The following is a 22,580-nucleotide window of genomic DNA, read 5'->3' as shown; positions in this document are numbered from 1 at the left end:
CGACGCGACACACGACCGTTACACGAGGGAAACGGGCGGTGTCGGGAGCCTCAATAGCTTCGTCCTCGAGCGGGGACCCACCCCCGCCGCCACTCCCACGGAGGACGCCTTGGTCACAGAGATCGCGACCCCGGTCGCCGCGCCCCACGCCCCCACCCAGACGTCGACCGCCCGAGCGGGCGCCGGCGTCGTCAAGCCCGGGTACGACCCGTCGCTCACCAACGAGGACCTCGCCCCGCTGCGCGAACAGCGCTGGACGAGCTACAACATCTTCGCGTTCTGGATGTCCGACGTGCACTCGGTCGGCGGGTACGTCACCGCCGGGTCGCTCTTCGCCCTCGGGATCGCGAGCTGGCAGGTCCTCGTCGCCCTCGTGGTCGGCATCCTGGTCGTGCAGGTGTTCGCGAACCTCGTCGCGAAGCCCTCCCAGCGCACCGGTGTGCCGTACCCGGTGATCAACCGCGCGGTGTTCGGGGTCCTCGGGGCGAACGTGCCCGCCGTCATCCGCGGGCTCATCGCGATGGCCTGGTACGGCGTGCAGACGTTCCTCGCGGCGCAGTCGCTGAACATCGTGTTCCTGAAGTTCGTGCCCGGGGCGGCCGGGCTGCTCGAGCCGTCGTTCCTCGGGCTCTCCGCGCTCGGCTGGATCTCGTACGCGATCCTCTGGGTCGCGCAGGCCGCGCTGTTCTCGATGGGCATGGAGGCGATCAAGCGCTTCATCGACTTGGCCGGCCCCGCCGTCTACGTCGTGATGATCGCACTCGCCGTGTACCTGGTCGCCCGGGCCGGCATCGGCAACATCTCGCTCACGCTGCACACCGGCGCCCCGATGTCCTTCGGCGACTCGATCCCGGTGATGCTGTCGGCGGTCGCGATCGTCGTGAGCTACTTCTCCGGCCCGATGCTGAACTTCGGCGACTTCTCGCGGTACGGCCGTTCGTTCCGGGCCGTGAAGCGCGGCAACTTCTGGGGCCTCCCGGTCAACTTCCTGTTCTTCTCGGTGCTCACGGTGCTGTGCGCGAGCGCGACCGTCCCGGTGTTCGGCAAGCTCATCACCGACCCGATCCAGACCGTGCAGGCGATCGACGCGCCGTTCGCGATCCTGCTCGGTGGCTTGACGTTCGTCACCGCCACCGTCGGCATCAACATCGTCGCGAACTTCATCAGCCCCGCGTTCGACTTCTCGAACGTGTCCCCGCGCCGGATCAGCTGGCGGACGGGCGGCATGATCGCGGCCGTCGGCTCGGTGCTCCTGACGCCGTGGAACTGGTACGGCAACGACCAGGCCATCCTCTACACGCTCGGCATCCTCGGGGCCCTGATCGGCCCGCTGTTCGGCATCCTGATCGCCGGGTACTACGTGGTCGCGAAGCAGCGCGTCGCGGTCGACGACATGTACACGCGGTCGACGACCGGCCGGTACTGGTACCGCGGCGGGTGGAACCCGAACGCCGTCTGGACGCTCGTCGTCGCCGGGGCCCTGTCGGTCGCGTGCGCGGTGCTGCCGCCGGCGACGGGCGTGCTGCCCTGGCTGAGCAACTACAGCTGGTTCGTCGGCTGCGGGCTCGGGTTCGTCCTGTTCTGGGCACTCGAGCGCCGGTCGCCGCAGATGCCCGCGCTCGCCGAGGACGACCCGACCGTCGACCACGGGGCCGCCGCCGGGCGGGCCTGACGGAGGGCGGGCGGCGCCCGGGACGGTCGTCGCCCGCCTCGTCGCCGGGGCGGTCGCGACGGTCGCGGCGGTCGCGATGGTCGCGATGGTTCCTCCACAGGCCGTGTGCCCCCAGTCACCTTCCACAGGACCCGCGATCGGTCCGGGAGGCGCTCGTCGCCTCCGCCACGCTGGTCGCGATCCCGTCCACCCGCTCCACTGCTCCTCCACCGCTCCACCCCGGAAGGACCCCGATGCGCATCCGCGTCGTCAACCCCAACACCACCGCCGCCATGACCGCGGCCGTCGGCCGCGCAGCGGCGGCGGTCGCCGCCCCCGGCACCGTCGTCGAGGCCGTGCACCCCACGATGGGCCCGGCCTCGATCGAGAGCCACTACGAGGAGGCGCTCGCGGTCCCCGGGCTGCTCGAACAGGTCGCCCGCGGTGAGCAGGAGGGCGTCGACGCGTACGTCGTCGCGTGCTTCGGCGACCCCGGACTCGACGCCGCGCGGGAGCTCGCGTCCGGGCCGGTGGTCGGCATCGCCGAGGCCGGGTACCACGCGGCGGCGATGCTCGGCCGGCGCTTCGGCGTGGTCACGACCCTGGAGCGCACGACCGGGCGCGCGTGGGAGCTCGCCGGACGGTACGGCTTCGCGTCCCTCGTGACGGAGGTGCGCGCGTGCGAGGTCCCGGTCCTCGCGCTCGACGACCCGGCGTCCGGCGCCCGGGACCTCGTCATCGAGCACTGCCGGGCCGTGGTCGCCGGTGGTGCCGACGCCGTCGTCCTCGGCTGCGCGGGCATGGCGTCGTTCTGCGCCGAGGTGTCCCGTGCGATCGGTGCCCCGGTCGTCGACGGCGTCGCCGCGGCGACCGTGCTGGCCGAGTCCCTGGTGCGCCTCGGGCTGCGGACCGGCAAGCGGGGCGAGTACGCCGAGCCGCCGCGCAAGCCGATGGCCGGACTGCTCGCCGGGTTCGAGCGCGCGGGGACGACGGGCGCGACGGTCGGGGCGGCGGCGTGACGCGCCTCCCGGCCGACCTGGTGCTGCGCGCGCACCGGGCGTGGGTCGACGGAGCGTTCCGACCGGCTGCGGTCGTCGTCCGGGACGGACGCGTCGACGCGGTCCTGCCCGTCGACGCCGAGGTCGCGGCGGTCACCGACCGCACCGTGCCGGACGTCCAGGTGCTCCTGCCCGGGCTCGTCGACACGCACGTGCACGTCAACGAACCCGGCCGCACCGAGTGGGAGGGCTTCGCCTCGGCGACCCGCGCCGCCGCGCTCGGCGGGGTCACCACCATCGTCGACATGCCGCTGAACTCGATCCCCGCCACGGTCGACGTCGACGCCCTCACGGTCAAGCGCGCGAGCGCAGACGGCCGGGTGGCGGTCGACGTCGGGTTCTGGGGCGGCGCGGTGCCCGCGAACGCCGGAGCGCTCGCCGACCTGCACGACGCCGGGGTGTTCGGCTTCAAGTGCTTCACGGCGCCGTCGGGCGTCGACGAGTTCCCGCACCTCGACCCGGAGCAGCTGCGGGCCGCGATCGCCGAGGTCGCGTCGATCGACGCGCTGCTCATCGTGCACGCCGAGGACCCGGACCACCTCGTCCCGCACGACGCCCTCGGGGGCCGCTACGAGGACTTCCTGGCGACCCGCCCGCCGGCTGCCGAGCGGTCGGCGATCGGCCGGGTGGTCGACGGTGCCCGCGCGACCGGTGCGCGGGTGCACGTCCTGCACCTGTCCGACGCGGGCGCGCTGCCGATGATCCGGGCCGCCAGGGACGAGGGCGTCCGGATCACCGCCGAGACCTGTCCGCACTACCTGGCGTTCGCCGCCGACGCGATCCCGGACGGTGCGACCGAGTACAAGTGCTGTCCGCCGATCCGCGACGACGCGAACCGCGACGCGCTCTGGCAGGGGCTCCTCGACGGGACGATCTCGTGCGTCGTGACCGACCACTCGCCGTCCACGGCCGACCTGAAGACCGACGACTGGGGGCTCGCCTGGGGCGGGATCGCCGGCCTGCAGGTCGGGTTCCGCGCCGTGTGGACCGAGGCGTCGCGGCGGGGGATACCGCTCGAGACCGTCGTGCCGTGGTTCACGACCGGTCCCGCCGACCTCGTCGGCCTGTCCGACCGTGGGCGGATCGCGGAGGGTGCCGTCGCACACCTCGCGGTGTTCGACCCCGCCGCCACGGGCGTCGTCGACGTCACGGCGCTCGAGCACCGCAACCCGGTGTCGGCCTTCGCCGGGCACCGCACGCTCGGATCGGTGACCGAGACGTGGCTGCGCGGCGAACTCGTCGCGACCGCCGCCTCCGGTGTGACCGCCGTCCGCGGGGCGCTGCTCGACCGACCCGGCGCGGACACCACCCCGCAACACGTCCGTAACGAACGTTCCGGTAGCGTTGTTCTCGGAACGGAGGCACCATGACGCAGCCAGTGAACCCGCCTGCCCGACTCCTGATGGGCCCGGGACCGATCGACGCCGACCCGCGGGTGCTCCGCGCGATGGCGACGCCGCTCGTCGGGCAGTACGACCCGTGGATGACCGGCACGATGACCGCGACGCAGGCGCTGTACCGGCAGGTGTTCGGGACCGCGAACGAGGCGACGGTGCTCGTCGACGGCACGTCCCGCGCCGGCATCGAGGCGGCGCTCGTGTCCCTGCTGGCACCGGGGGACCGCGTGCTCGTCCCGGTGTTCGGCCGCTTCGGGCACCTCCTCGTCGAGATCGCCACGCGCGCCGGCGCCGAGGTGCACACCATCGAGACCGAGTGGGGTCAGGTGTTCCCGCCGTCCGTCGTCGAGGACGCCGTGCGCCGGGTGCGGCCGAAGGTGCTCGCGGTCGTGCAGGGCGACACGTCCACCACGATGAACCAGCCGCTCGACGAGCTCGGGGCGATCTGCGAGCGGTACGGCGCGCTGCTGTACACCGACGCCACCGCCTCGGTCGGCGGGAACCCGCTCGAGGTCGACGCGTGGGGGATCGACGCCGCGACCGCCGGCCTGCAGAAGTGCCTCGGCGGGCCGTCCGGCTCGGCCCCGCTCACGCTGTCGCCGCGGGCCGTCGACGTCGTCGAGGGCCGTCGCAGCGTCGAGGCCGGCATCCGCGAGGCCGACGACGTCGTGTCCGACGACCCGATCCGGTCGAACTACCTCGACCTCGCGATGATCCTCGACTACTGGGGGCCGCGGCGGCTGAACCACCACACCGAGGCCGCCTCGATGCTCTACGCGGCGAACGAGTGCGCCCGGATCCTGCTCGAGGAGGGCAAGGACGCCGCGGTGCTCCGGCACGCGACCGCCGGGCGGGCGATGACCTCCGGCGTCCAGGCCCTCGGGCTCACGGTGTTCGGCGACCAGGCGCACAAGATGCACAACGTCGTCGCCGTCGAGATCCCCGACGGCGTGGTGGGCGACGCCGTCCGCACCGCGATGCTCGAGGACCACGGGATCGAGATCGGCACCTCGTTCGGGCCCCTGCACGGGCGGGTGTGGCGGATCGGCACGATGGGCTTCAACGCGCGGAAGGACGCCGTCGTGACGACGCTCGCCGCGCTCGAGCACACGCTGCGCCGCGCCGGCCACGCCGCGCCGCAGGGTGCCGGGGTGGACGCCGCGCTCGACGTCTACGCGGGTGTCGTCGCCGCCCCGGAGCTGACCGGTCCGGAGCCGACCGGTCCGGAGCCGACAGGTGCGGTCGCCCCGCCCGCCTCGGCGGCGCAGGCGGCGGTCGCCGCTCCGGCGGTGTCCGCGTGAGCCCCCGGACGGCCACCGTGCCGGTTGCGAGCCGCCGTGCGCTCGCCGACGCCGCGACGGTCGTGCGCTGGTGCGACACGCTCGCCGCCGTGTCCCAGGACCCGGACCGGATCACCCGCGTGTACCTGTCACCCGAGCACGCCCAGGTCGACGCGATCGTCGCCGGGTGGATGCGCGACGCCGGACTCGAGACGTGGCAGGACGCCGCCGGCAACCTGCACGGCCGAGTCGCGGGCGCCGCGCCGGACGCACCCGTGCTGCTGCTCGGCTCGCACCTCGACACCGTGGTCGACGCCGGGCGCTACGACGGTGTCGTCGGGGTCCTCATGGCGATCCGCACGGTCGCCCGGCTCGTCGAGGGCGGACCGCTGCCGTTCGCGCTCGAGGTGATCGCGTTCTCCGACGAGGAGGGCACCCGGTTCGGCAAGGCGCTCCTCGGGTCCTCGGCGGTCGCCGGGGTCTGGGACGACGGGTGGTGGGACCTCGTGGACGGCGACGGTGTCACGCTGCGCCAGGCCTTCATCGACTTCGGCCTCGACCCCGCCCGCGTCGGCGAGGCAGCCGTCCGGCCCGAGCAGGTCGTCGGGTACCTCGAGGCGCACATCGAGCAGGGCCCCTGGCTCGAGCAGGCCGGGCAGGCGCTCGGCGTCGTCACGAGCATCGCGAGCGCCCGACGGTTCTCGGTCGAGGTCGTCGGCGAGGCCCGGCACGCCGGCGGGACCCCGTACGAGCGCCGCCACGACGCGCTGCTCGCCGCTGCCGAGGCGGCGCTCGCCGTCGAACGGATCTGTCGTGCCGAACAGCACGTCGGCACCGTCGGCACGATGACCGTCGAACCGGGCGCCGTGAACGTCGTGCCCGGCCTCGCCCGGTTCGCGGTCGACCTTCGCGGTGAGTTCGACGAGGGCCGGGACCGCGTGTGGGATGCGATCACCGACGCCTTCGACGAGATCGCCGCACGCCGTGGCGTCACCGTCACCCCGACCGAGGTGCACCGCGCGCCCGCCGTGTTCTGCGCCGAGCGGCTCACCGACGCCGTGCGGGCCGGGATCACCGCGACGGGGGAGTCCGCGCCCGCCGAGCTGTTCTCCCGCGCCGGCCACGACGCCATGTCGCTCGGGTTGGTCACCGACGTGGCGATGCTCTTCCTCCGCAACCCGGACGGCATCAGCCACCACCCGGACGAGTTCGTGTCGGAGGACGACGTCGCACTCGGGCTCGACGCGCTCGCGGTGGCGGTCGAGCGGATCGCGGACGACCGCGGTGCCGGTGCCGGTGCCGGTGCCGGTGCCCGCGCCGAGCGCGCCGCCGACCGCGGGGCCACCTCGTGAGCCCCGCCGTGCAGGACGTCCGCGCCCGGGTCGACGCCGTCTGGGACCGCCTGTCGCCGGCCGAGCGCCGCGTCGCCGCAATGGTCCGCCACGACCCGGAGCTCCTGCTCGTCGGGACGTCGGCCGAGCTGGCGGCCGAGTCGGGCACCTCGAAGGCCACCGTCTCCCGGCTCGTCCGGTCCCTCGGCTTCCAGGACGCCGCCGAGGCACGTCAGGAGCTCATGTCGGCACGCGGCAACGGGCTGCCGTGGGCCGCGGAGGACGCCGCACACGTCGACCAGCGTGCCGTCGAGGCCCGCAACCTCGACGCCGCGTTCGCCTCGCTCGCCCGTGCCGACCGGGTCCGGTTGGCGCGACGGATCGTCCGGGCGCACCGGGTGCTCGTCTTCGGCGAACGGGCGGCGCACCCCGTGGCGATGCAGCTCCGCTCCCAGCTCGCGCAGGTCCGTCCCGACGTCCGGATCGGACCGGCGCCCGGGCAGCGCCTCGGCGAGGAGGTCGCCGACCTCGACCGCCGCGACCTCGTCGTGCTGGTCACCGTCCGGCGGCACGCGGCCGGTGCGGCCGGGCTCGTGCGGCACTGCGTGTCGACCGGTGCCGACGTCGTGGTGCTCGGCGACCCGACGGCCGCCGTGATCGCCGCACCGGCGGCCACCGCGGTGCTGTGCCCCGTCGACTCGCCGTCGGCGTTCGACTCGATGTCGGCGATGTTCGCCGTGGTCGCGGCCATCGCGAACGACGTCTACGAGGCGGCGGGTCCGGCGGGGCGTGCCCGTGTCGAGGCGGTCGCGGCGGCGTACGACACCCTCGGGGAGCTCGCCGCGTCGTGACGGTGCCGCCCGGACACCGACCGTCCGCGGAGCGCGGCGGTCCCGTGGACGCACGGACGTGGTCCGCCGCGGCGGGGCGGTGGGACCGACACCCGGCAGGCCGCGATACTCGTGACGTGACCCGTGCCCTCGTCCTCGTCGACATCCAGCGTGACTACTTCCCCGGAGGAGCGTTCCCCCTCGTCGAGCCCGAGGCCGCGGCCACCGCAGCCAGGACGGTCCTCGACGCGTTCCGGGCGTCCGGTGAGCTCGTCGTGCACGTCTTCCACGTCAGTACGGACCCCGAGGCGACGTTCTTCCGCCCCGGGACGGCGGGGGTGGCGTTCCACCCGACGGTCGCACCGGTCGAGGGAGAGGTCGTGCTCGAGAAGCACCGCCCGAACAGCTTCATCGACACCGGTCTCCGGGACGTCCTCGACGACGCCGACGTCACCGAACTGGTCATCGTGGGCATGATGAGCAGCATGTGCATCGACTCGACCACCCGAGCGGCGCACGAGCTCGGGTACCGCAACACCGTGGTCGCGGACGCCTGTGCGGCACCGGACCTGCGGCTCGGGGACACGACCGTCCCCGGTGCGGCCGTGCACGCCGCCTTCATGGCAGCCCTCGACGGCAGCTTCGGGACCGTGACCACGAGCAGCTCCCTGACCTGACCGGCAAGGCAGGCCGCGCAGCCAGCTCCCTGACCTGACCGGCACGGCAGGCCGCGCAGCCAGCTCCCTGACCTGACCGGCACGGCAGGCCGCGCAGCCAGCTCCCTGACCTGACCGGCACGGCAGGCCGCGCAGCCGGAGATCCCCGCTCGCGCTCCTCGACGGCGGCCTCCGTCAGGCCGTCCCGATCAGCCACCCGTTGTCCGCGGCGACCCGCAGTGCCTCGGTCGCGTTCCGCGCCGCGGTCTTGCCGATCGCCGCGGACAGGTGGTTCCGCACCGTCCCCTCGGACAGGTGCAGCGCCGCCGCGACGCCCGCGACGGTCGATGCCGTGCGGAAGGCGACGAGCACGTCGGTCTCCCGCGGGGTGAGCGGGGACGGGCCGGCGGCCAGTGACTCCGCGGCGAGCACCGGGTCGACCACGCGGAAGCCCCCGGCGACCCGGCGGACGGCGTCGGCCAGCTGCTCGGCGGGGGTGTCCTTCACCACGAAGCCCGCGGCCCCGGCCTCGAGCGCCCGCCGCAGGTACCCGGGCCGGCCGAACGTCGTCACGATCAGGGACCGGCAGCCGGGGTGTTCGCGGGCCAGGGTCGCGGCGGCCGTCAGGCCGTCGGCGCCGGGCATCTCGACGTCGAGGAGCGCGACCGTGGCCCCCGACGCCCGGGCCGCGTCGAGCACCTCGTCGCCGCGGGCGACCTGCGCGACGACGTCGATGTCCCGTTCGAGCGACAGCAGCGACGCCAGGGCCCCGCGGACGAGCGCCTGGTCGTCCGCGAGCAGGACGCGGATCGGGTCGGTCACCGTGGTCTCCTCTCGACCCGCAGCAGGAAGCCGCCGAGGTCGCTCGTGCCCGTCGTCACGGTGGCGCCGACCGCGTCGGCCCGCTCGCGCAGTCCGCGCAGGCCGTTGCCACCGACGCCGAGGGGGTCGGCGGGAGCGGCGCCGTCGACCGTGCGGGTGCCGTCGCCCGTGCCGGTGCCGTCGTCCTCGACGGTCAGGGCCGTGCGGGTCAGGGTCACCCGCGCCCGACTGGCCGCTGCGTGCCGCACGACGTTCGTCACGCCCTCGCGGAGCACCCACGCGAACAGGCTCCGGACGTCGGCGGCCGCCGCGTCCCCGGTCGCGGGCAGCTCCGCTGCGACCCCGGCCGCGTCCAGGGCCGACCGTGCGGAGACGAGCTCGGCGTCCAGGTCGGCCTGGCGGTACCCGCTGACCGCCTGCCGGAGGCCTTGCAGCGCCTCGCGCGACAGCCGCTGGACGTCCTGCATCTCGGCCTTCGCGCGGGCCGGGTCGACGTCGACCAGCCGCGCGGCGAGCTCGGACTTCATCGTGACGACGGTCAGGGAGTGCCCGAGGACGTCGTGCAGGTCGCGGGAGAACCGCGCACGTTCCTCGACGACCGCGAGCCGGGTGAGTTCGTCCTGCGCGATCCCGAGCCGGTCCTCGGCCTCGCGCTGGCGACCGAAGAACACCATCGAGGCGCCGATCGACACCGCCACGATCGGGGCGAACAGGATGCCCGTGCCCGACGCGGTGTCCCACCCGACGACCGCGGCGACGACGAGTTCGGCGGCGACGACGACCCCGAGGACCGCGAGGGCGACCCAGAGCCGCACCGCCACGAACCCGGACAGGGCGACGACCAGCAGCCAGGACCACACCGCGGCCGGGCCGACCGGTACGAGCAGGAGCCCGGCGTACGCGGCGAGGACGGCGAGCACGACCACGCGCCGTCGGAGCCCGTGCCCCCACATGGCCTCGGGTGCGAACAGGTACCCGGCGTACAGCACCGCGAGCGCGAGCGTCGCGGAGACGTGCTCGTCGACGGAGCGGCCGTCGGTCCACACGGCGACGAGCAGGAGCGCCTGCCAGAGCAGGCCGAACGCGGCGCCGCCGTACCAGCGGCGGCGGGCGACGCGCACCTCGGCGTCGTCCGCGTCCGGCGGGGCGGCCCACGGGAAGGCGCGGGCGGACGGCCGGGAGGCGCGGTGCGCGTCGTCCGCGCCCCGCGCCTCGGTCGTGGTGGTGCCGGGGTCGGTGGTGGTCGGGTCCGTCACGTCGGGCACCTCCGCCACCTCCGCGCTGTCCGTCACGTCGGTCAGCGTACGACCGTCCGGGTCGGTCACCGGCGTGCCGCGTCGCGCTGGTAGCGCCAGACGATCACGGCGGCGAGGGCGACCGTCCAGCCGAGCAGCACCAGGGTCGGTTCCGTCATCCCGGCGGACCCGGTCGCACCGGCGCCCGTCTGACCGATCCGGTTGAGCCAGTAGGACGGCAGCAGGTGCGCGACCGAGCCCATCCAGGCGGGCATCACCGAGAGCGGGACCCACAGTCCGCCGAGGATCGACAGTCCCATGAAGACGACCATGAACATCGGTTGGGCGTACGCGGGCTTCGCGAACTGCCCGATCAGGATCGCGATGAGCGCGAACGGCACCACCCCGGCCCAGATGCCGAGCCCGGCCGCGAACCAGTGCCCGGCACCGAGCGACGCGTGCATGCCGAGGATCGCGACCGCGAACGTGAGCGTGATCGAGACCGCCGCGAACGCCATCGCCGAGACGAGCTTCGAGACGAGGAACGCCCACCCGGACAGCGGCGTCACGCGGAGCTGTCGGTTCCACCCGAGCGACCGCTCGTTGACCAGCGCGAAGGCCTGGCTGAGCGCCGCCATCATCGCGCCGTACGCCGTCATCTGCAGCGTCGTGACGACGAGGAACGGCAGGTGGGTCCCGGGGTCGGTCTGCCCGCCGTACGCGGCACCGAACACCAGGAGCATGACGATCGGGATCGCGAAGGTGAAGACCATCGCCTTGACGTTCCGGAGTTGCCGGCGCGTCTCGAGGAGCACGTAGCGCAGGGGGAGCCGACCGGCGGCGGCGCTGCGAGCGGTCGTGGCGGGTGCGGTGACGGGGGTGGCGGTCATGCGAGGACCCCTTCGGTCTCGGTGGTGCTCGTGGTGGTGGTGGTGGCCGGGTCGGCGGTGATGGCGAGGAAGGCGTCGTCCATGGTCGAGGCGACCACCTGCAGGTCGTGCGCCTCCGGGAACGCGGTGAGCAGGGCCCGGAGCGTGTCGTCACTGCGGTCGGTGCGCAGCGAGACGGCGTCGTGCCCGGGCTCGCAGGCTCGCCCGCGGTCGTCGCGCGTCGCTCCGCGCCGCCCCCGAGCGTCGACCGCCATCCCGACGACGCCCGGCAGACCGCGCAACGCGTCGTGCCGGTCCGCGGCGACGCCCGCGAAGCGGACGGTGCGCGTTGCGGCGGTCGCCTTGATCGCCGCGGGCGTGCCGTCGGCGACGACCCGACCGTCGCGGATGATGACGATGCGGTCGGCGAAGGTGTCCGCCTCGTCGAGGTAGTGCGTTGCGAAGACGACCGTGCGGCCGGCGTCCGTGAAGTCGCGCATCGACGACCAGAAGACGTGGCGGGCCTCGACGTCCATGGCGGCCGTCGGCTCGTCGAGCACCAGCAGGTCCGGGTCGGACACGACGGCGACCGCGAAGCGTGCGCGCTGGAGCTGGCCGCCGGACAGCTTCGACACCCGACGGGTCGCGATGTCGGTGCAGCGCGCCCGGCGGAGTGCCTCGGCGACGGGCATGGGGTGGCGGTGCGCGGCGGCGGCGAGGGCGACCGCCTCGCGGACCGTGACGTCGGGGAGCAGCGCCCCGCCCTGCAGCATCGCCCCGACGCGGCCGTCGACGACCGCGGTGCGCGGGTCCGTGCCGAACAGCCGGGCCTCGCCGTCGGTCGGGGTCGCCAGGCCGAGCAGCAGGTCGACCGTCGTGGTCTTGCCGGCGCCGTTCGGGCCGAGGAGGGCGACGACCTCGCCCGGGCGGATCGTCAGGTCGACGCCGTCGACCGCGGTGACGGCGCCGAAGCGCTTGCGGAGCCCGCTGAGCTGGATGACCGGTGTCTCGTTCATGGCTCCACGATCCCGCCGTGCAGCAGGTGGCTCCGGTGCCGGTCGTCACGACTCGGCCGTGACATCTGTCAGGGGAGGGGCGCCACCCCGTCCGTCGGGTCCCCCACCGTCCGGCCAGCGCTCCTGGTGCGCTTCCACTGCTCGACGTCGAGGAAGGCGAAGTGGGCGCCGTACTCGTTCGGCTGGTCCGTCGGGTCCACCCGGCGGACCGTGAACAGCACGCCGTGCAGCAGGAACACCCCGCTCGCCAGCTCCTCGAAGCCGCTCTCGTCGAAGGGGAACCCGTCACTGATCCCGCAGCTCAGGGACCCGTCCGGCCACGCGCGGTAGGTGTCGAAGTCCCAGAAGTCCACGTACCAGTCGCCGACCAGCCGAGGGCGGACGCGACGCCGGTTCCACCACGGCCCTTCCTCGTCGAAGACGTGGTCAGGGCGCACGGACAGGTAGCCGGCGAGGTCGCACGGGTGGTCCGGGAGGTGCAGCGTCCAGAGGCCCGGCTCCACGCCGACGGGGAGCGGGGGCACGGGCTCCTCGGCGGGCCGGAACAACACGCTCGGAGCGTACCTCGTCGTCGCGGTCCCCTCGCCGTTCGGCGGACCGAGACCATTGGAGCGGGGTGTCAGTCGCCGGTGCCTCCGCGCGGGGCGTCGCCCTCCTGGGCGGGATCGCCGTGGATGCCCACGAAGGACCGGTTGAACGCGCTGGTGTCGTAGCGCGCCAGGAACCGACTCGTGCCCGCCAGGAACGCGGGGAGCTCCGACAGCGGCAGCCACGTGCCGTCCTGCGGGTCGGGCGCGAACACGCCGTCGAGTCCGTCGTCGACGAGTCGGTCGACCACGCGGTGCGCAGGACGGAAGGACTTCGTGACGTGCACGTCCCGCCCGCCGAGGGCTCGGATCCGCTGCAGCGCTTCCCGCTTGTCCGCTGCCACGAGCACGACCCGCACGATGAACGGGTCGAAGATCGTCGCCTCGACGGCTGTCCGTCCGTCCGGCAGCACACCGGAGTACTGCGCGAACGGTTTGTGACTGCGGGACACGGGTCGATCGTAGGGCCGCGAGGGACGACGGGACCACCACGCCAGCGGAGCGGCACGGGCGGACGGCTGGTCACCGCCGACCGCCACGGACCTCACCCCGTCGGCCACCCCTCCGCCACCCCGCGGTCGTCCCACCGCAGCACCGCGGCCGTGAGCTCGTCGTGCCGCCGCCCCCGGTGCAGCGACCCGGAGCGTCGCCGTCCCTCGTAGGTCATCCCGAGGCGCTGCGCCACCGCGGCCGAGGCCCTGTTCGTCGCGAGCGCCCGCCACTGCACCCGGACCAGCCCGAGCCCGTCCGGCGCGTCCGCGAAGGCCCACCGGACCAGCCGGTCGGCCGCCTCGGTCACGTAGCCGTGGCCCCGGCCGTCGGGGTGCATCGCGTACCCGATCTCGGCCGCGCCGTCGGCGATGCCGAACAGCCCGACGGTGCCGAGCAGCCGGAGGTCCTCGGCGCGGCGGATGCCGAACTCGTAGCGGGTGTCGTCACGCCAGCCGGCGGCGACCACCTCGTCGACGAAGCGCTTCGCCTCGGCGTGCCCGTACGGCACGGGGACGGGGGTCGTCGCGATGACGTCGGGGTCGTTGGCGTAGGCGATGACGTCCTCGGTGTCCGCCGCGGTGGGGGCGGAGAGGACCAGCCGGTCGGTCCGGAGCGTCAGGGGTTGCACGCCGCGAGCCTACTGACCGACGGGTGCACGGTAGCGTCGGCGGCATGACCCTCGACGCGCTCGACTTCCCCGTCATCGACGGCCACAACGACCTGCCGTGGGAGCGCCGCGAGTCGCACGACTCCGGCGTCGAGGGGATCGACACCGAGCAGGACACCCTGCACACCGACCTGCCGAAGCTCCGCGCCGGTGGGGTCGTCGGGCAGTTCTGGTCGGTGTTCGTGCCCGCGGACGACCCGGACCCGGTCCGGACCACGCTGCAGCAGATCGACACCGCGCACCGGATCGTGGAGCGGTACCCGGACGACCTCACGTTCGTGCGCACCGCGGCCGAGGCACGGGCGGCGGTCGACGCGGGCCGGATCGCGTCGTTCCTCGGCGCCGAGGGCGGGCATTCCATCGGCGACGACCTCGCCGTGCTGCGCTCGTTCGCGCGGCTCGGGGTCCGGTACATGACCCTGACGCACAACGACGACACCTCGTGGGCTGACTCGGCGACGGGCGTCCGCGCCCACGGCGGCCTGACCGACCGCGGCCGCGAGGTCGTCGCCGAGATGGAGCGCATCGGCATGCTCGTCGACCTGTCGCACACCGCGCCCGCCACCATGCGGGACACCCTCGACGTCGCGACGCGTCCGGTCCTGTTCAGCCACTCGTCGACGGTCGCGGTCGACGACCACCCGCGCAACGTCCCCGACGACGTCCTCGCCCGGCTCGCCGACAACGGCGGTGTCGTGATGATCACGTTCGTGCCCAAGTTCGTCTCGCGCGCGTGGGCCGACTGGGAGGAGGCCGGCTCCGAGGGCGAGCCGCCCCTGGTGACGGTCGCCGACGTCGCGGACCACGTCGACCACGCCCGTCAGGTCGCCGGCGTCGAGCAGATCGGGATCGGCGGCGACTACGACGGCACCCCGGTGCTGCCGCCGGACCTCCGCGACGTGTCCCGGTACCCGGTCCTCGCCGAGGAACTGCGACGCCGGGGCTGGGGCGACGACGACCTCCGCGCGCTCGCGAGCGGCAACGTGCTCCGCGTGGTCGCGGCGACGGACGACCGGTTCGCTCGCACCGCGCTGCGCTGACGCGCCGCGGACCGGCCTGGAGGCACGGCGCGCGCCCGGCGGACCGGGTCGCGTCCGGCGAGCCACCGGACCGGCCCGGAGGCGCGGCGCGCGCCCGGCGCACCGGCCCGCGTCAGCGGACGTCACGCGACAGGGGAACGCCGGGTGCCGTCGCTAGGATCGCACCCGACCCGCGCCTCCAGGACGGCGGCGCGACACGACCCGAGGAGGACGGACCGGATGAGCGGCACGATCTACGACGACATCTCGCAGGCGTTCGGGAACACCCCGCTGGTGCGCTTGAACCGCATCCCGCAGCAGGGCGGCGCCGAGGTCCTCGCGAAGCTCGAGTTCTACAACCCCGGGTCGAGCGTGAAGGACCGCCTCGGCGTCGCGATCATCGACGCGGCCGAGGAGTCCGGTGCCCTCACGGCCGGCGGCACGATCGTCGAGGGCTCCTCGGGCAACACCGGCATCGCGCTCGCCCTCGTCGGCGCGGCCCGCGGCTACCGCGTCGTCATCACGATGCCCGAGACCATGAGCGTCGAGCGTCGGGCGCTGATCCGCGCGTTCGGCGCCGAGATCGTCCTGACCCCCGGCCCGAAGGGCATGAAGGGCGCGGTCGCCCGTGCGGAGCAGATCGTCGAGGAGACCCCAGGGGCGATCCTCGCGCACCAGTTCGAGACCTCGGCGAACGCGGCGATCCACCGGAGGACCACGGCCGAGGAGATCCTCCGCGACACCGAGGGGCACGTCGACGTGTTCGTCGCCGGCGTCGGCACCGGCGGCACCATCACGGGCGTCGGCCAGGTCCTCAAGGAGCGCGTGCCCGGCGTGCAGATCGTCGCCGTCGAGCCGAAGGACTCCCCGCTGCTGACCGAGGGCAAGGCCGGGCCGCACAAGATCCAGGGCATCGGCGCGAACTTCGTCCCCGAGGTCCTCGACCGCGACGTCATCGACGAGGTGTTCGACGTCGAGCTCGACGACGCCCTCCGCGTGGCCCGTGCGCTCGGCACCGAGGAGGGGATCCTCGCGGGGATCTCGTCGGGTGCGATCATCCACGCCGCCGTCACGGTGGCCGCACGGCCCGAGAACGCCGGCAAGCGCGTCGTCGCGATCGTCTGCGACACCGGTGAGCGCTACCTGTCGACGCCGCTGTTCGAGGGGCTCACTGCGTGACGCGAGCCGTCCGTCGCGGCGTGCTGCAGACGGTCCGCGAGGACCTGGCCGCAGCGCGCCGCGGTGACCCCGCCGCCCGGGGCGACCTGGAGAACGCGGTGGTCTACTCCGGCCTGCACGCCGTGTGGACGTACCGGTTGACGCACCGGCTGTGGAACGCCCGAGGGCTGCCCGGCTCCCGGTTCGCCGCGCGCGTGCTCGGCCAGGTGGCACGGTCGGTGACCGGCATCGAGATCCACCCCGGCGCCCGGATCGGTCGCCGGTGCTTCATCGACCACGGCATGGGCGTGGTCATCGGCGAGACCGCGGTGGTCGGCGACGACGTCGTCGTGTTCCACGGGGTGACCCTGGGCGGCCGGGGCGGCGACCACGGTCCGGGCGCCCGTCGGCACCCGGTCGTCGGGGACCGCGTGGTGCTCGGCGCGGGGTCGTCCCTCATCGGCGCGATCACGATCGGGGCCGACTCGGTCGTCGGCGCGAACACCGTCGTCACGAAGGACGTCCCGCCGGGCTCGGTCGTCACCGGGGTCGCCGGCACCGCGCGCCCCCGTTCCGGGCACGAGGGCGTCCCGCCGCTCTGACGCCCGCTCCGCCGTGTCGGTGGTCCGCGCGAGCAGGACCCGCGGCCAGGGCGGGGCGGCTCGCGCGGGCAGGACCCGCGGCCAGGGCGGACACCGCGTCGGGTGCGGGCACCGCGTCGGAGGCGTGCGGCATGCTTGGGCGCATGGACGGCGAGGCACTGCACGAAGTGGCGATCCGGACCGCGACGGCACTGCCCGCGGTCGAGGAGACGCAGCCGTTCGGACCGGACGCCCTGGTGTACAAGGTCGTCGGCAAGATGTTCGCGATGGTCACCGAGGTGCGCGGCACCCCGATCGTGAACCTCAAGTGCGCGCCCGCCCACGGAGCCGCACTGGTCCGCGACCACGCCGAGGTCACCCCCGGCTGGCACATGTCGAAGCGGCACTGGATCACGCTCGCCCCCGGCGACGGCATGCACGAGACGATGGTCGAGGACCTCGTCGCGAACTCGTGGGAGCTCGTCGTCGCCGGACTCCCGCGGGCCCGCCGACCCCTCGACCCGACCCGGCGCGGGGACGCCCCCGGGCCCGGGGACGACCGGGGACCCCGCTAGGCCTCGACGCGACCGCGCGCGAGCACCTTCGACACGTCCCGCACGACCTTCGGCGCCAGGCGGTCACCCTCCGCGAGCACGGCCCGGGCCTGGTCCGGGGTCAGCCCGGCGCCGATCTGCCCGATCGTCACGCCGTGCGCGGGGCGGTGCGTCACGACCACGGGGTCGCCGGCGCGCACGGACCCGGACCGGACCACCCGCAGGTACGCGCCGGGGCGGTTCTCCGCCGCGAACCGCTTCACCCACCCGTCCAGGCGCATCCGCCGCGCGAAGGTGCCGCACGGGGTGCGCGGGATGGTGACCTCGAGCTCGAGGGTCTCCCCGATCCGCCAGCGTTCGCCCGTGACCGCGCCGGTGACGTCGACGCCGCTCGTCCGCAGGTTCTCGCCGAACAGCCCGGGCGGGACCTCCCGGCCGAGCAGCTCGGCGAAGTACGCAGCGTCCTCGTCGGCGTAGGCGTACACGGCCTGGTCCTCGCCGCCGTGGTGCTTCCGGTCGGCCTGGACGTCGGCGTGCAGGCCGAGGGGTCGGATCCGCACGGCACCGTCGACCGGCCGTTTGTCGATCGCGGTGATCCCGATCGTGCCCGAGTCGCGGAGCAGCTGGTGGACGCGGCAGACGGCGGTGACGGAGGACACCCCTCGATCCTGGCGCACCGCTGGATCCCCGTCGAGACCGACAGCGCCCCGGACGACCACCGTCGAGCCCGACAGCGCACCGACGCAGCCGTTCCGCGCAGCCGCGTGACGACCGCCCGCCCCGGTCCGTCACACCCGTGACCGTCCGACGGACCGGCCCCCGGCCCGACGGACCGCCCGACCGACACCCCGGCGAGGAGGCCAGACCATGACCGACACCGTCCCGACCCGACAGCCGCACGAGCGCCCTCACGGCCCCCGGACCGGCACCGTGCACCACCTCGCCCAGGCCCGCGTCCGCTCCCTCGCGTCCCGGCCCGCGGGTCCGTTCCGGGTCGTCCCCACCCACCCAGTGTTCCCACACCAGTGACCAGTAGAAGGAATCCGTGCCCCACCAGTCCCTCGTCGACCTCGACGACGCCGTCCTCGCCGGTCGGTCGTCCGACGGCGACGTGCGGGCCTTCGAGGTACTCATCCGGCGGTACACCCCGCTGCTCCGCGCCTACGCCCGACGCACGCTCGGCTCCACCGACGAGCTCGACGACGTCGTGCAGGAGACCTTCATCACCGCGTGGGGGCGTCTCGACGCGCTCGAGGACGGCGCGAAGGTCAAGTCGTGGCTCATGCGCATCCTCAGCCGGAAGTGCATCGACCGCATCCGTGCCCGCCGGGACCACGACGACGTCACCGAGCTCGAGGTCGCCGCACCCCGCGACGACGCCCCGGACCGTGTCGCCGAGGCCCGCTCGCGCGAGGAGGCGCTGGAGACGGCGCTCGCCGAACTGCCCGAGCAGCAGCGGCGGTGCTGGCTGATGAAGGAAGTGCTCGAGTACCGCTACGAGGACATCGCCGAGGAGCTCGACCTGCCGGTGTCGACCGTCCGCGGTCTGCTCTCGCGGGCCCGGAAGAACATGATCCGTCTCATGGAGGCATGGCGATGACCCCGCACGACGACGAGCTCGGCGCCGACCTGCGCCCCGACGGCACGGGTGCCGCCGACGCGTCCGCCGCCGACCCGCGCTCCGGTACCACCAGCGCCGCGGACACGCACCCCGACGACCTCCGCCTCGACGCGCTCGAGCCCGAGGACCTCGACGGCCACTCCATCGACGAACTCGCCGACTACCTCGACGCGGGCATGCAGCCGGCCGACCCGTCGATCGACGACTCCGCCGCGTGCCAGAACGCCCTCGCCGCGATCATCCGGCTCCGGCAGTCGTCGCTCGGCTCGCTCGAGGCCGCGGCCGCCCAGGAGCCCCCAGCCGACGAGTCGTGGATCGGCGGCGTGCTGGCGAACATCTCGCTCGAGGCCCGCGCCGGCCGCGACGTCCCGCTCCGCGCGGAGTCGCCGACCGAACGCCCCGTGATGACCGAGGGTGCGATCCGCTCCCTCGTGCGCTCCGCGGGCGACGTCGTCCCCGGCGTCGTCATCGCCCGGTGCTCCTTGGACGGCGACGTCGTCCGGCTCGGTGCCCCGGTCCGCGTGACCGTGGAGCTCGCGGTCCGGGCGGGTTCGCCCATCCACGACGCCGCAGACCGGGTCCGGTCGGCCGTCGCGGCGGTGCTGGCCGAGCAGACCGACCTGGTGGTGGAGGCCGTCGACGTCCGTGTCCGCGACCTCCTGCCGGCGCTGCCCGACGACGACCACGAGCCCACCCACGACCACGAGCCCACCCACGACGAGGACGGAGCCTGAGCATGGACGACGAGACCGCCGCCGCGATCGAGGACGCCGTCCTCGCGGTCCCCGGCGTGGCCGACCTGTACCGCGCCCGTCCGACCGTCGGCAGTGCGCTCGCCTCGGCGCGCAACCTCGCCACGGGCACCGCGGTGTCCCGCGTCGTCCTCGACGACGACGTCCTGCGCGTCGTGATCGGCACCGACGGGTCCGCACCGGCGCCCGCCACCGCGCGCGCCGCGCACCGCGCGGCCCTCGACGTGGCGACCGCGCGCGGCGTCACGCTCAGCCGCGTGGACGTCCGCATCGCCCGCGTCGGCTGACCGCTCGGCCCCACGACACGACGTGGCGGACGGGAGGCGCGTCACCGGCCCGCCCCGCGCCTCCGGTCGCCGACCACGCTGCGGACGGGAGGCGCGTCACCGGCCCGCCCCGCGCCTCCGGTCGCCGACCACGCTGCGGACGGGAGGCGCGTCACCAGTCCGCCCCGCGCCTCCCGTCCGTCACCGCCCCCGCACACGACGACGGCCCCGGGCCGGAGCCCGGGGCCGTCATCGTGTGCGTCCGATCAGTAGAAGTCGTTCGCCTGCGAGTGCGCCCACGCGGCACACGGCGTGCCGTACGCGGCGCTGATGTACTGCAGGCCCCACGTGATCTGCGTCGTGGCGTTCGTCTGCCAGTCGGCCGCGACGGTGGCCATCTTCGAGCCGGGGAGCGCCTGCGGGATCCCGGTCGCGCCACCGTTCGGGTTCACCGCGCGGTAGTTCCACCCGGACTCCTTGGTCCAGAGGTTGTCGAGGCAGCGGAACTGCGCGGAGCCCCAGCCGTACTTCGACGCGGCCAGCGACGTGGCGGTGGCCTTCGCACCGGCGACGGTGTTCGCGGCGGCCTGCTGACGGGCGGCTTCGGCCTCGGCTGCCGCCTGCTCGGCGGCTGCCTGTGCGGCCGCGGCTGCCGCTGCCTGCTGGTCGGCGTCGGCCTTGTCCTGGACGGCGCTCGCGTCGGCGACCTGGGTCGTGGCGTCGACCGTCGAGGCGATGCGCGACGTGATCGCGCCGCTCGACATCGACCGGTAGTCCGACAGTGCCGCGACCTGGCGTTGCAGCGCGGCGGTGTCGGTCTTCTCGTTCGCGTCGGCGAGCACGGTCTGGGCGGTCGAGATCGTCGCTGCGGCCTGTGCCTTGTCGAGCGCGACGCCGCGGAGGGCCGGCGCGCTGCTCGCCGAGGCGGTCGGGCTCGGCAGCCCGATCGCGTCGCCGATGGCGGGCTGGGTGCCGAGCGTCGCGACGCCGCCGACGATCGCGAGCGTCGCGGCACCGCCCACGACGAGCGTGGAACGGCTGCGGATCGCGCGGCGGAGGCGCCGGCTCGGGGTGTCGAGTGCCTGGCGTCGCGTGGTCGCGGGGGTCGTGCTGCTGGCGGGGATCGTGCTCGGGTCGGTGGGGGTGGTGCGTCGTGTCATCGGATCCGGTGGTCGGCCGGCTGCTCGTGCGGACCCCCGGTTCGGCGCGCGGGGTGGGGGGAGCGCGCCGGTGCCGTCACGAGGACGGCGTCGTGGGGGGAGCCGCGAGCCGGGGGAGGACCGGACGGTGGTGTGGGGCCCGTCCGTCCGCCACGCAGGCGGCCTGGGGGAGCCACCCGCTCGGGCGGAGCCAGAACGATGACGCGTCAGCCTGGGCAGGTCGTCCAGGGAGGCTGGCAGAACCGTCCGTCCACCCCTCGATAACGGTTCGGTAACGGTCCGATCAGCGGTCCGAGGTGGGAGCTTCCTGGACGCGCTCGCCCTGCGCCACGCGCTCGAGGGCATCGAGGGCGCCGGCGATCGCGGCGACGTCCTCCGGGGCGAGCTCGGCGATGAGGTCGGCGACGATCCCGGTCCGGGTCGAGCGGGCCTCCTCGACGGCTGCGGCGCCCGCTGCGGTGATGCTCACCATGAAGGCGCGGCCGTCGCTCGGGTCGGCCTCGCGCTCGATGAACCCCCGCTGTTCGAGCTCGGTGAGGATCCGCGTCATGGTCGGCTTCGTGACGACCTCGATCCGCGACAGGTCGCCCGGGCGCAGGGGTCCGTGCCGCTGGATCGACGCGAGCGCGGACACCAGGCCGTAGCCGAGCGCGGCGGAGTCGGTGCGGGCACGACGGTTGATCCGGCCGACCGCGGCGGCCAGGCGCGCGGCGATCTCGGTGCGGTCCGGCTGGCGGTGGCTCATGCGGGGCTCCGGGTCGTTCGGGGTCGGGCGGTCGGACTGCTCGACCACGTCGCCGGTGATGCTACCGGTCGCCCGGAACGTGTGACCGAGCGCCCCGCTGGTGGCCCTCCGGACGGGACGCGCCCACCTCGACGGGTCGGGGCGGGCGCGTTCCTGTGCGGGTGTTCAGGGATGTTCAGCGTTTCTCGCCCGGGAGCAGGTGGATCGCCTCGGTCGCGAGCTCCGCGGCGATGTTGTCGCCCGCCTCGGTCGCGGCCCGGAGGCGGCGGAAGTCCTCGGTCATGGCGTCCCAGTCGACCAGTTCGTCGAGGTTCGGCAGGCGCAGCCGGAAGGCCAGGCCGTCCATCGTGTCGCGGCACACGCGCTGCAGGTTCTCGTTGCCGCAGGCGTCGACGTACAGCGTGAAGACGTCGAGGGCGTCGCGGTTGACCGCCACGACGTCGTGCGCCTCGAGCTCGGTGATCGTGCGGTCGAGCTTCGCCGTGATCCTGCGGCGCTGGGCGGCGGTCAGACGTGGCACGGCGAGCCGGACCACCCCGCCGAACAGCACGCCGAGGGTCTGCATCGCCTCGACGACCTCCTCCGGCTTGGGGGTCGTGACGCGGGTGTACCGGTTCGGTGCCATCTCGATGAGGCCGGCACGGGCGAGCTGGCTGAGCGCCTCGCGGATCGGGGTGCGGGAGACGCCGAGCCAGGCGATGAGCTCCTCGTCGTTGAGGCGCTCGCCCGGCTCGAGCGTGCCGTCCATGATCGCGGCGTGGATCTTCAGGCGGACGGTGTCGCGCAGGAGCTGGTGCTCGGTGGGGGTGCTGCTGGGGACCGGCATGCGGTGT

25 protein-coding genes are annotated in these 22,580 nt (G+C 74.2%); 14 read left to right on the top strand and 11 right to left on the bottom strand.

Going from position 1 to position 22,580, the window contains the following annotated elements:
• The first annotated feature begins 109 nt into the window (after positions 1 to 109).
• From QOL16_RS12675 to QOL16_RS12645, 7 genes are all read left to right on the top strand, one after another.
• On the top strand, positions 110 to 1,672 hold the full coding sequence (locus QOL16_RS12675) for an NCS1 family nucleobase:cation symporter-1 (RefSeq protein WP_083395119.1): 1,563 nt from the start codon (positions 110 to 112) through the stop codon (positions 1,670 to 1,672).
• A 233-nt stretch (positions 1,673 to 1,905) separates the two neighbouring features.
• Positions 1,906 to 2,670, top strand: coding sequence for an aspartate/glutamate racemase family protein (locus QOL16_RS12670; RefSeq protein WP_065962321.1), 765 nt, complete (start codon positions 1,906 to 1,908; stop codon positions 2,668 to 2,670).
• On the top strand, positions 2,667 to 4,079 hold the full coding sequence (gene allB, locus QOL16_RS12665; protein ID WP_071245586.1) for an allantoinase AllB: 1,413 nt from the start codon (positions 2,667 to 2,669) through the stop codon (positions 4,077 to 4,079). The genes QOL16_RS12670 and allB overlap by 4 nt, the downstream gene beginning before the upstream one ends.
• Positions 4,076 to 5,407, top strand: a complete 1,332-nt coding sequence (locus tag QOL16_RS12660; RefSeq protein WP_139266478.1) for an alanine--glyoxylate aminotransferase family protein — start codon at positions 4,076 to 4,078, stop codon at positions 5,405 to 5,407. Before allB ends, QOL16_RS12660 begins: the two co-directional genes overlap by 4 nt.
• Positions 5,408 to 5,424: 17 nt before the next feature.
• Positions 5,425 to 6,738, top strand: coding sequence for an allantoate amidohydrolase (locus QOL16_RS12655; RefSeq protein ID WP_071285123.1), 1,314 nt, complete (start codon positions 5,425 to 5,427; stop codon positions 6,736 to 6,738).
• A complete protein-coding gene (locus QOL16_RS12650) occupies positions 6,735 to 7,568 on the top strand; it encodes a MurR/RpiR family transcriptional regulator (RefSeq protein ID WP_065962327.1) in 834 nt (277 codons plus the stop codon). Before QOL16_RS12655 ends, QOL16_RS12650 begins: the two co-directional genes overlap by 4 nt.
• Before the next feature lie 116 nt (positions 7,569 to 7,684).
• Positions 7,685 to 8,224, top strand: coding sequence for a cysteine hydrolase family protein (locus QOL16_RS12645; protein WP_071285106.1), 540 nt, complete (start codon positions 7,685 to 7,687; stop codon positions 8,222 to 8,224).
• Between the two features lie 174 nt (positions 8,225 to 8,398).
• Here the strand turns inward: QOL16_RS12645 and QOL16_RS12640 are convergent, their stop codons facing one another.
• The 7 genes from QOL16_RS12640 to QOL16_RS12610 form a co-directional block, all read right to left on the bottom strand.
• Entirely contained in the window at positions 8,399 to 9,025 is a 627-nt protein-coding gene (locus QOL16_RS12640) for a response regulator transcription factor (RefSeq protein ID WP_065962330.1), read from the bottom strand.
• On the bottom strand, positions 9,022 to 10,317 hold the full coding sequence (locus QOL16_RS12635) for a sensor histidine kinase (protein ID WP_139266479.1): 1,296 nt from the start codon (positions 10,315 to 10,317) through the stop codon (positions 9,022 to 9,024). The genes QOL16_RS12640 and QOL16_RS12635 overlap by 4 nt, the downstream gene beginning before the upstream one ends.
• 29 nt (positions 10,318 to 10,346) lie before the next feature.
• Positions 10,347 to 11,150 carry an ABC transporter permease gene (locus tag QOL16_RS12630; protein ID WP_071285108.1) on the bottom strand — a complete coding sequence of 268 codons (804 nt, stop codon included), beginning with the start codon at positions 11,148 to 11,150 and terminating at the stop codon, positions 10,347 to 10,349.
• The gene (locus QOL16_RS12625) at positions 11,147 to 12,145 is read right to left on the bottom strand and encodes an ABC transporter ATP-binding protein (protein ID WP_071285109.1); all 999 of its coding nucleotides are present in this window, start codon (positions 12,143 to 12,145) and stop codon (positions 11,147 to 11,149) included. The genes QOL16_RS12630 and QOL16_RS12625 overlap by 4 nt, the downstream gene beginning before the upstream one ends.
• Positions 12,146 to 12,213: 68 nt before the next feature.
• The gene (locus QOL16_RS12620) at positions 12,214 to 12,696 is read right to left on the bottom strand and encodes a hypothetical protein (protein WP_071285110.1); all 483 of its coding nucleotides are present in this window, start codon (positions 12,694 to 12,696) and stop codon (positions 12,214 to 12,216) included.
• 68 nt (positions 12,697 to 12,764) lie between these two features.
• Complete coding sequence (locus QOL16_RS12615) at positions 12,765 to 13,184, bottom strand: hypothetical protein (RefSeq protein WP_139266480.1); 420 nt, start codon at positions 13,182 to 13,184, stop codon at positions 12,765 to 12,767.
• Between the two features lie 92 nt (positions 13,185 to 13,276).
• Entirely contained in the window at positions 13,277 to 13,852 is a 576-nt protein-coding gene (locus QOL16_RS12610) for a GNAT family N-acetyltransferase (RefSeq protein WP_071285112.1), read from the bottom strand.
• Positions 13,853 to 13,896: 44 nt separating this feature from the next.
• On the opposite strand from QOL16_RS12610, the gene QOL16_RS12605 reads away from it, so the two are divergent.
• From QOL16_RS12605 to QOL16_RS12590, 4 genes are all read left to right on the top strand, one after another.
• Entirely contained in the window at positions 13,897 to 14,931 is a 1,035-nt protein-coding gene (locus QOL16_RS12605) for a dipeptidase (protein WP_071285113.1), read from the top strand.
• Positions 14,932 to 15,150: 219 nt separating this feature from the next.
• Positions 15,151 to 16,089 (top strand): cysteine synthase A, encoded by a 939-nt coding sequence (gene cysK / locus QOL16_RS12600; protein ID WP_071285114.1) that lies wholly within the window; start codon positions 15,151 to 15,153, stop codon positions 16,087 to 16,089.
• Positions 16,086 to 16,670, top strand: coding sequence for a serine O-acetyltransferase EpsC (gene epsC, locus QOL16_RS12595; protein ID WP_254780307.1), 585 nt, complete (start codon positions 16,086 to 16,088; stop codon positions 16,668 to 16,670). Before cysK ends, epsC begins: the two co-directional genes overlap by 4 nt.
• Positions 16,671 to 16,813: 143 nt before the next feature.
• The gene (locus tag QOL16_RS12590) at positions 16,814 to 17,224 is read left to right on the top strand and encodes an MmcQ/YjbR family DNA-binding protein (protein ID WP_071285115.1); all 411 of its coding nucleotides are present in this window, start codon (positions 16,814 to 16,816) and stop codon (positions 17,222 to 17,224) included.
• Here the strand turns inward: QOL16_RS12590 and QOL16_RS12585 are convergent.
• Positions 17,221 to 17,862, bottom strand: coding sequence for an MOSC domain-containing protein (locus tag QOL16_RS12585; RefSeq protein ID WP_083230228.1), 642 nt, complete (start codon positions 17,860 to 17,862; stop codon positions 17,221 to 17,223). The genes QOL16_RS12590 and QOL16_RS12585 overlap by 4 nt on opposite strands.
• A gap of 386 nt (positions 17,863 to 18,248) precedes the next feature.
• Here QOL16_RS12585 and QOL16_RS12580 point away from each other — a divergent pair, with 386 nt between their 5' ends.
• The 3 genes from QOL16_RS12580 to QOL16_RS12570 are packed head-to-tail and all read left to right on the top strand — an operon-like array spanning position 18,249 to position 19,863.
• Positions 18,249 to 18,803, top strand: a complete 555-nt coding sequence (locus QOL16_RS12580; RefSeq protein ID WP_065962345.1) for an RNA polymerase sigma factor — start codon at positions 18,249 to 18,251, stop codon at positions 18,801 to 18,803.
• On the top strand, positions 18,794 to 19,558 hold the full coding sequence (locus QOL16_RS12575; protein ID WP_071285116.1) for an Asp23/Gls24 family envelope stress response protein: 765 nt from the start codon (positions 18,794 to 18,796) through the stop codon (positions 19,556 to 19,558). Before QOL16_RS12580 ends, QOL16_RS12575 begins: the two co-directional genes overlap by 10 nt.
• Positions 19,559 to 19,560: 2 nt before the next feature.
• On the top strand, positions 19,561 to 19,863 hold the full coding sequence (locus QOL16_RS12570; protein ID WP_065962348.1) for a hypothetical protein: 303 nt from the start codon (positions 19,561 to 19,563) through the stop codon (positions 19,861 to 19,863).
• Positions 19,864 to 20,108: 245 nt separating this feature from the next.
• On the opposite strand, the gene QOL16_RS12565 is transcribed toward QOL16_RS12570, so the two are convergent.
• The 3 genes from QOL16_RS12565 to QOL16_RS12555 form a co-directional block, all read right to left on the bottom strand.
• Positions 20,109 to 21,002: a phospholipase gene (locus QOL16_RS12565; protein ID WP_139266481.1), complete on the bottom strand. Its 894-nt coding sequence runs from the start codon at positions 21,000 to 21,002 to the stop codon at positions 20,109 to 20,111.
• A 283-nt stretch (positions 21,003 to 21,285) separates the two neighbouring features.
• Complete coding sequence (locus tag QOL16_RS12560; RefSeq protein WP_253181640.1) at positions 21,286 to 21,795, bottom strand: MarR family winged helix-turn-helix transcriptional regulator; 510 nt, start codon at positions 21,793 to 21,795, stop codon at positions 21,286 to 21,288.
• A 127-nt stretch (positions 21,796 to 21,922) separates the two neighbouring features.
• The gene (locus QOL16_RS12555; protein ID WP_065962349.1) at positions 21,923 to 22,573 is read right to left on the bottom strand and encodes a GntR family transcriptional regulator; all 651 of its coding nucleotides are present in this window, start codon (positions 22,571 to 22,573) and stop codon (positions 21,923 to 21,925) included.
• Between the last annotated feature and the right edge of the window lie 7 nt (positions 22,574 to 22,580).

Source organism: Curtobacterium sp. MCBA15_004 (genome assembly GCF_001865055.2).
Taxonomy (GTDB): Bacteria; Actinomycetota; Actinomycetes; order Actinomycetales; family Microbacteriaceae; genus Curtobacterium.
The sequence above is the reverse complement of the archived record's forward strand: the minus strand, read 5'-3'. Positions and strand labels throughout refer to the sequence as shown.

Excerpts from the sequence above, each read along its gene's own strand:
- QOL16_RS12670 (WP_065962321.1), top strand. The coding sequence starts at position 1,906 with ATGCGCATCCGCGTCGTCAACCCCAACACCACCGCCGCCATGACCGCG.
- QOL16_RS12660 (WP_139266478.1), top strand. The coding sequence starts at position 4,076 with ATGACGCAGCCAGTGAACCCGCCTGCCCGACTCCTGATGGGCCCGGGA.
- QOL16_RS12630 (WP_071285108.1), bottom strand. The coding sequence starts at position 11,150 with ATGACCGCCACCCCCGTCACCGCACCCGCCACGACCGCTCGCAGCGCC.
- QOL16_RS12625 (WP_071285109.1), bottom strand. The coding sequence starts at position 12,145 with ATGAACGAGACACCGGTCATCCAGCTCAGCGGGCTCCGCAAGCGCTTC.
- QOL16_RS12605 (WP_071285113.1), top strand. The coding sequence starts at position 13,897 with ATGACCCTCGACGCGCTCGACTTCCCCGTCATCGACGGCCACAACGAC.
- cysK (WP_071285114.1), top strand. The coding sequence starts at position 15,151 with ATGAGCGGCACGATCTACGACGACATCTCGCAGGCGTTCGGGAACACC.
- QOL16_RS12590 (WP_071285115.1), top strand. The coding sequence starts at position 16,814 with ATGGACGGCGAGGCACTGCACGAAGTGGCGATCCGGACCGCGACGGCA.
- QOL16_RS12575 (WP_071285116.1), top strand. The coding sequence starts at position 18,794 with ATGGCGATGACCCCGCACGACGACGAGCTCGGCGCCGACCTGCGCCCC.
- QOL16_RS12570 (WP_065962348.1), top strand. The coding sequence starts at position 19,561 with ATGGACGACGAGACCGCCGCCGCGATCGAGGACGCCGTCCTCGCGGTC.
- QOL16_RS12565 (WP_139266481.1), bottom strand. The coding sequence starts at position 21,002 with ATGACACGACGCACCACCCCCACCGACCCGAGCACGATCCCCGCCAGC.
- QOL16_RS12555 (WP_065962349.1), bottom strand. The coding sequence starts at position 22,573 with ATGCCGGTCCCCAGCAGCACCCCCACCGAGCACCAGCTCCTGCGCGAC.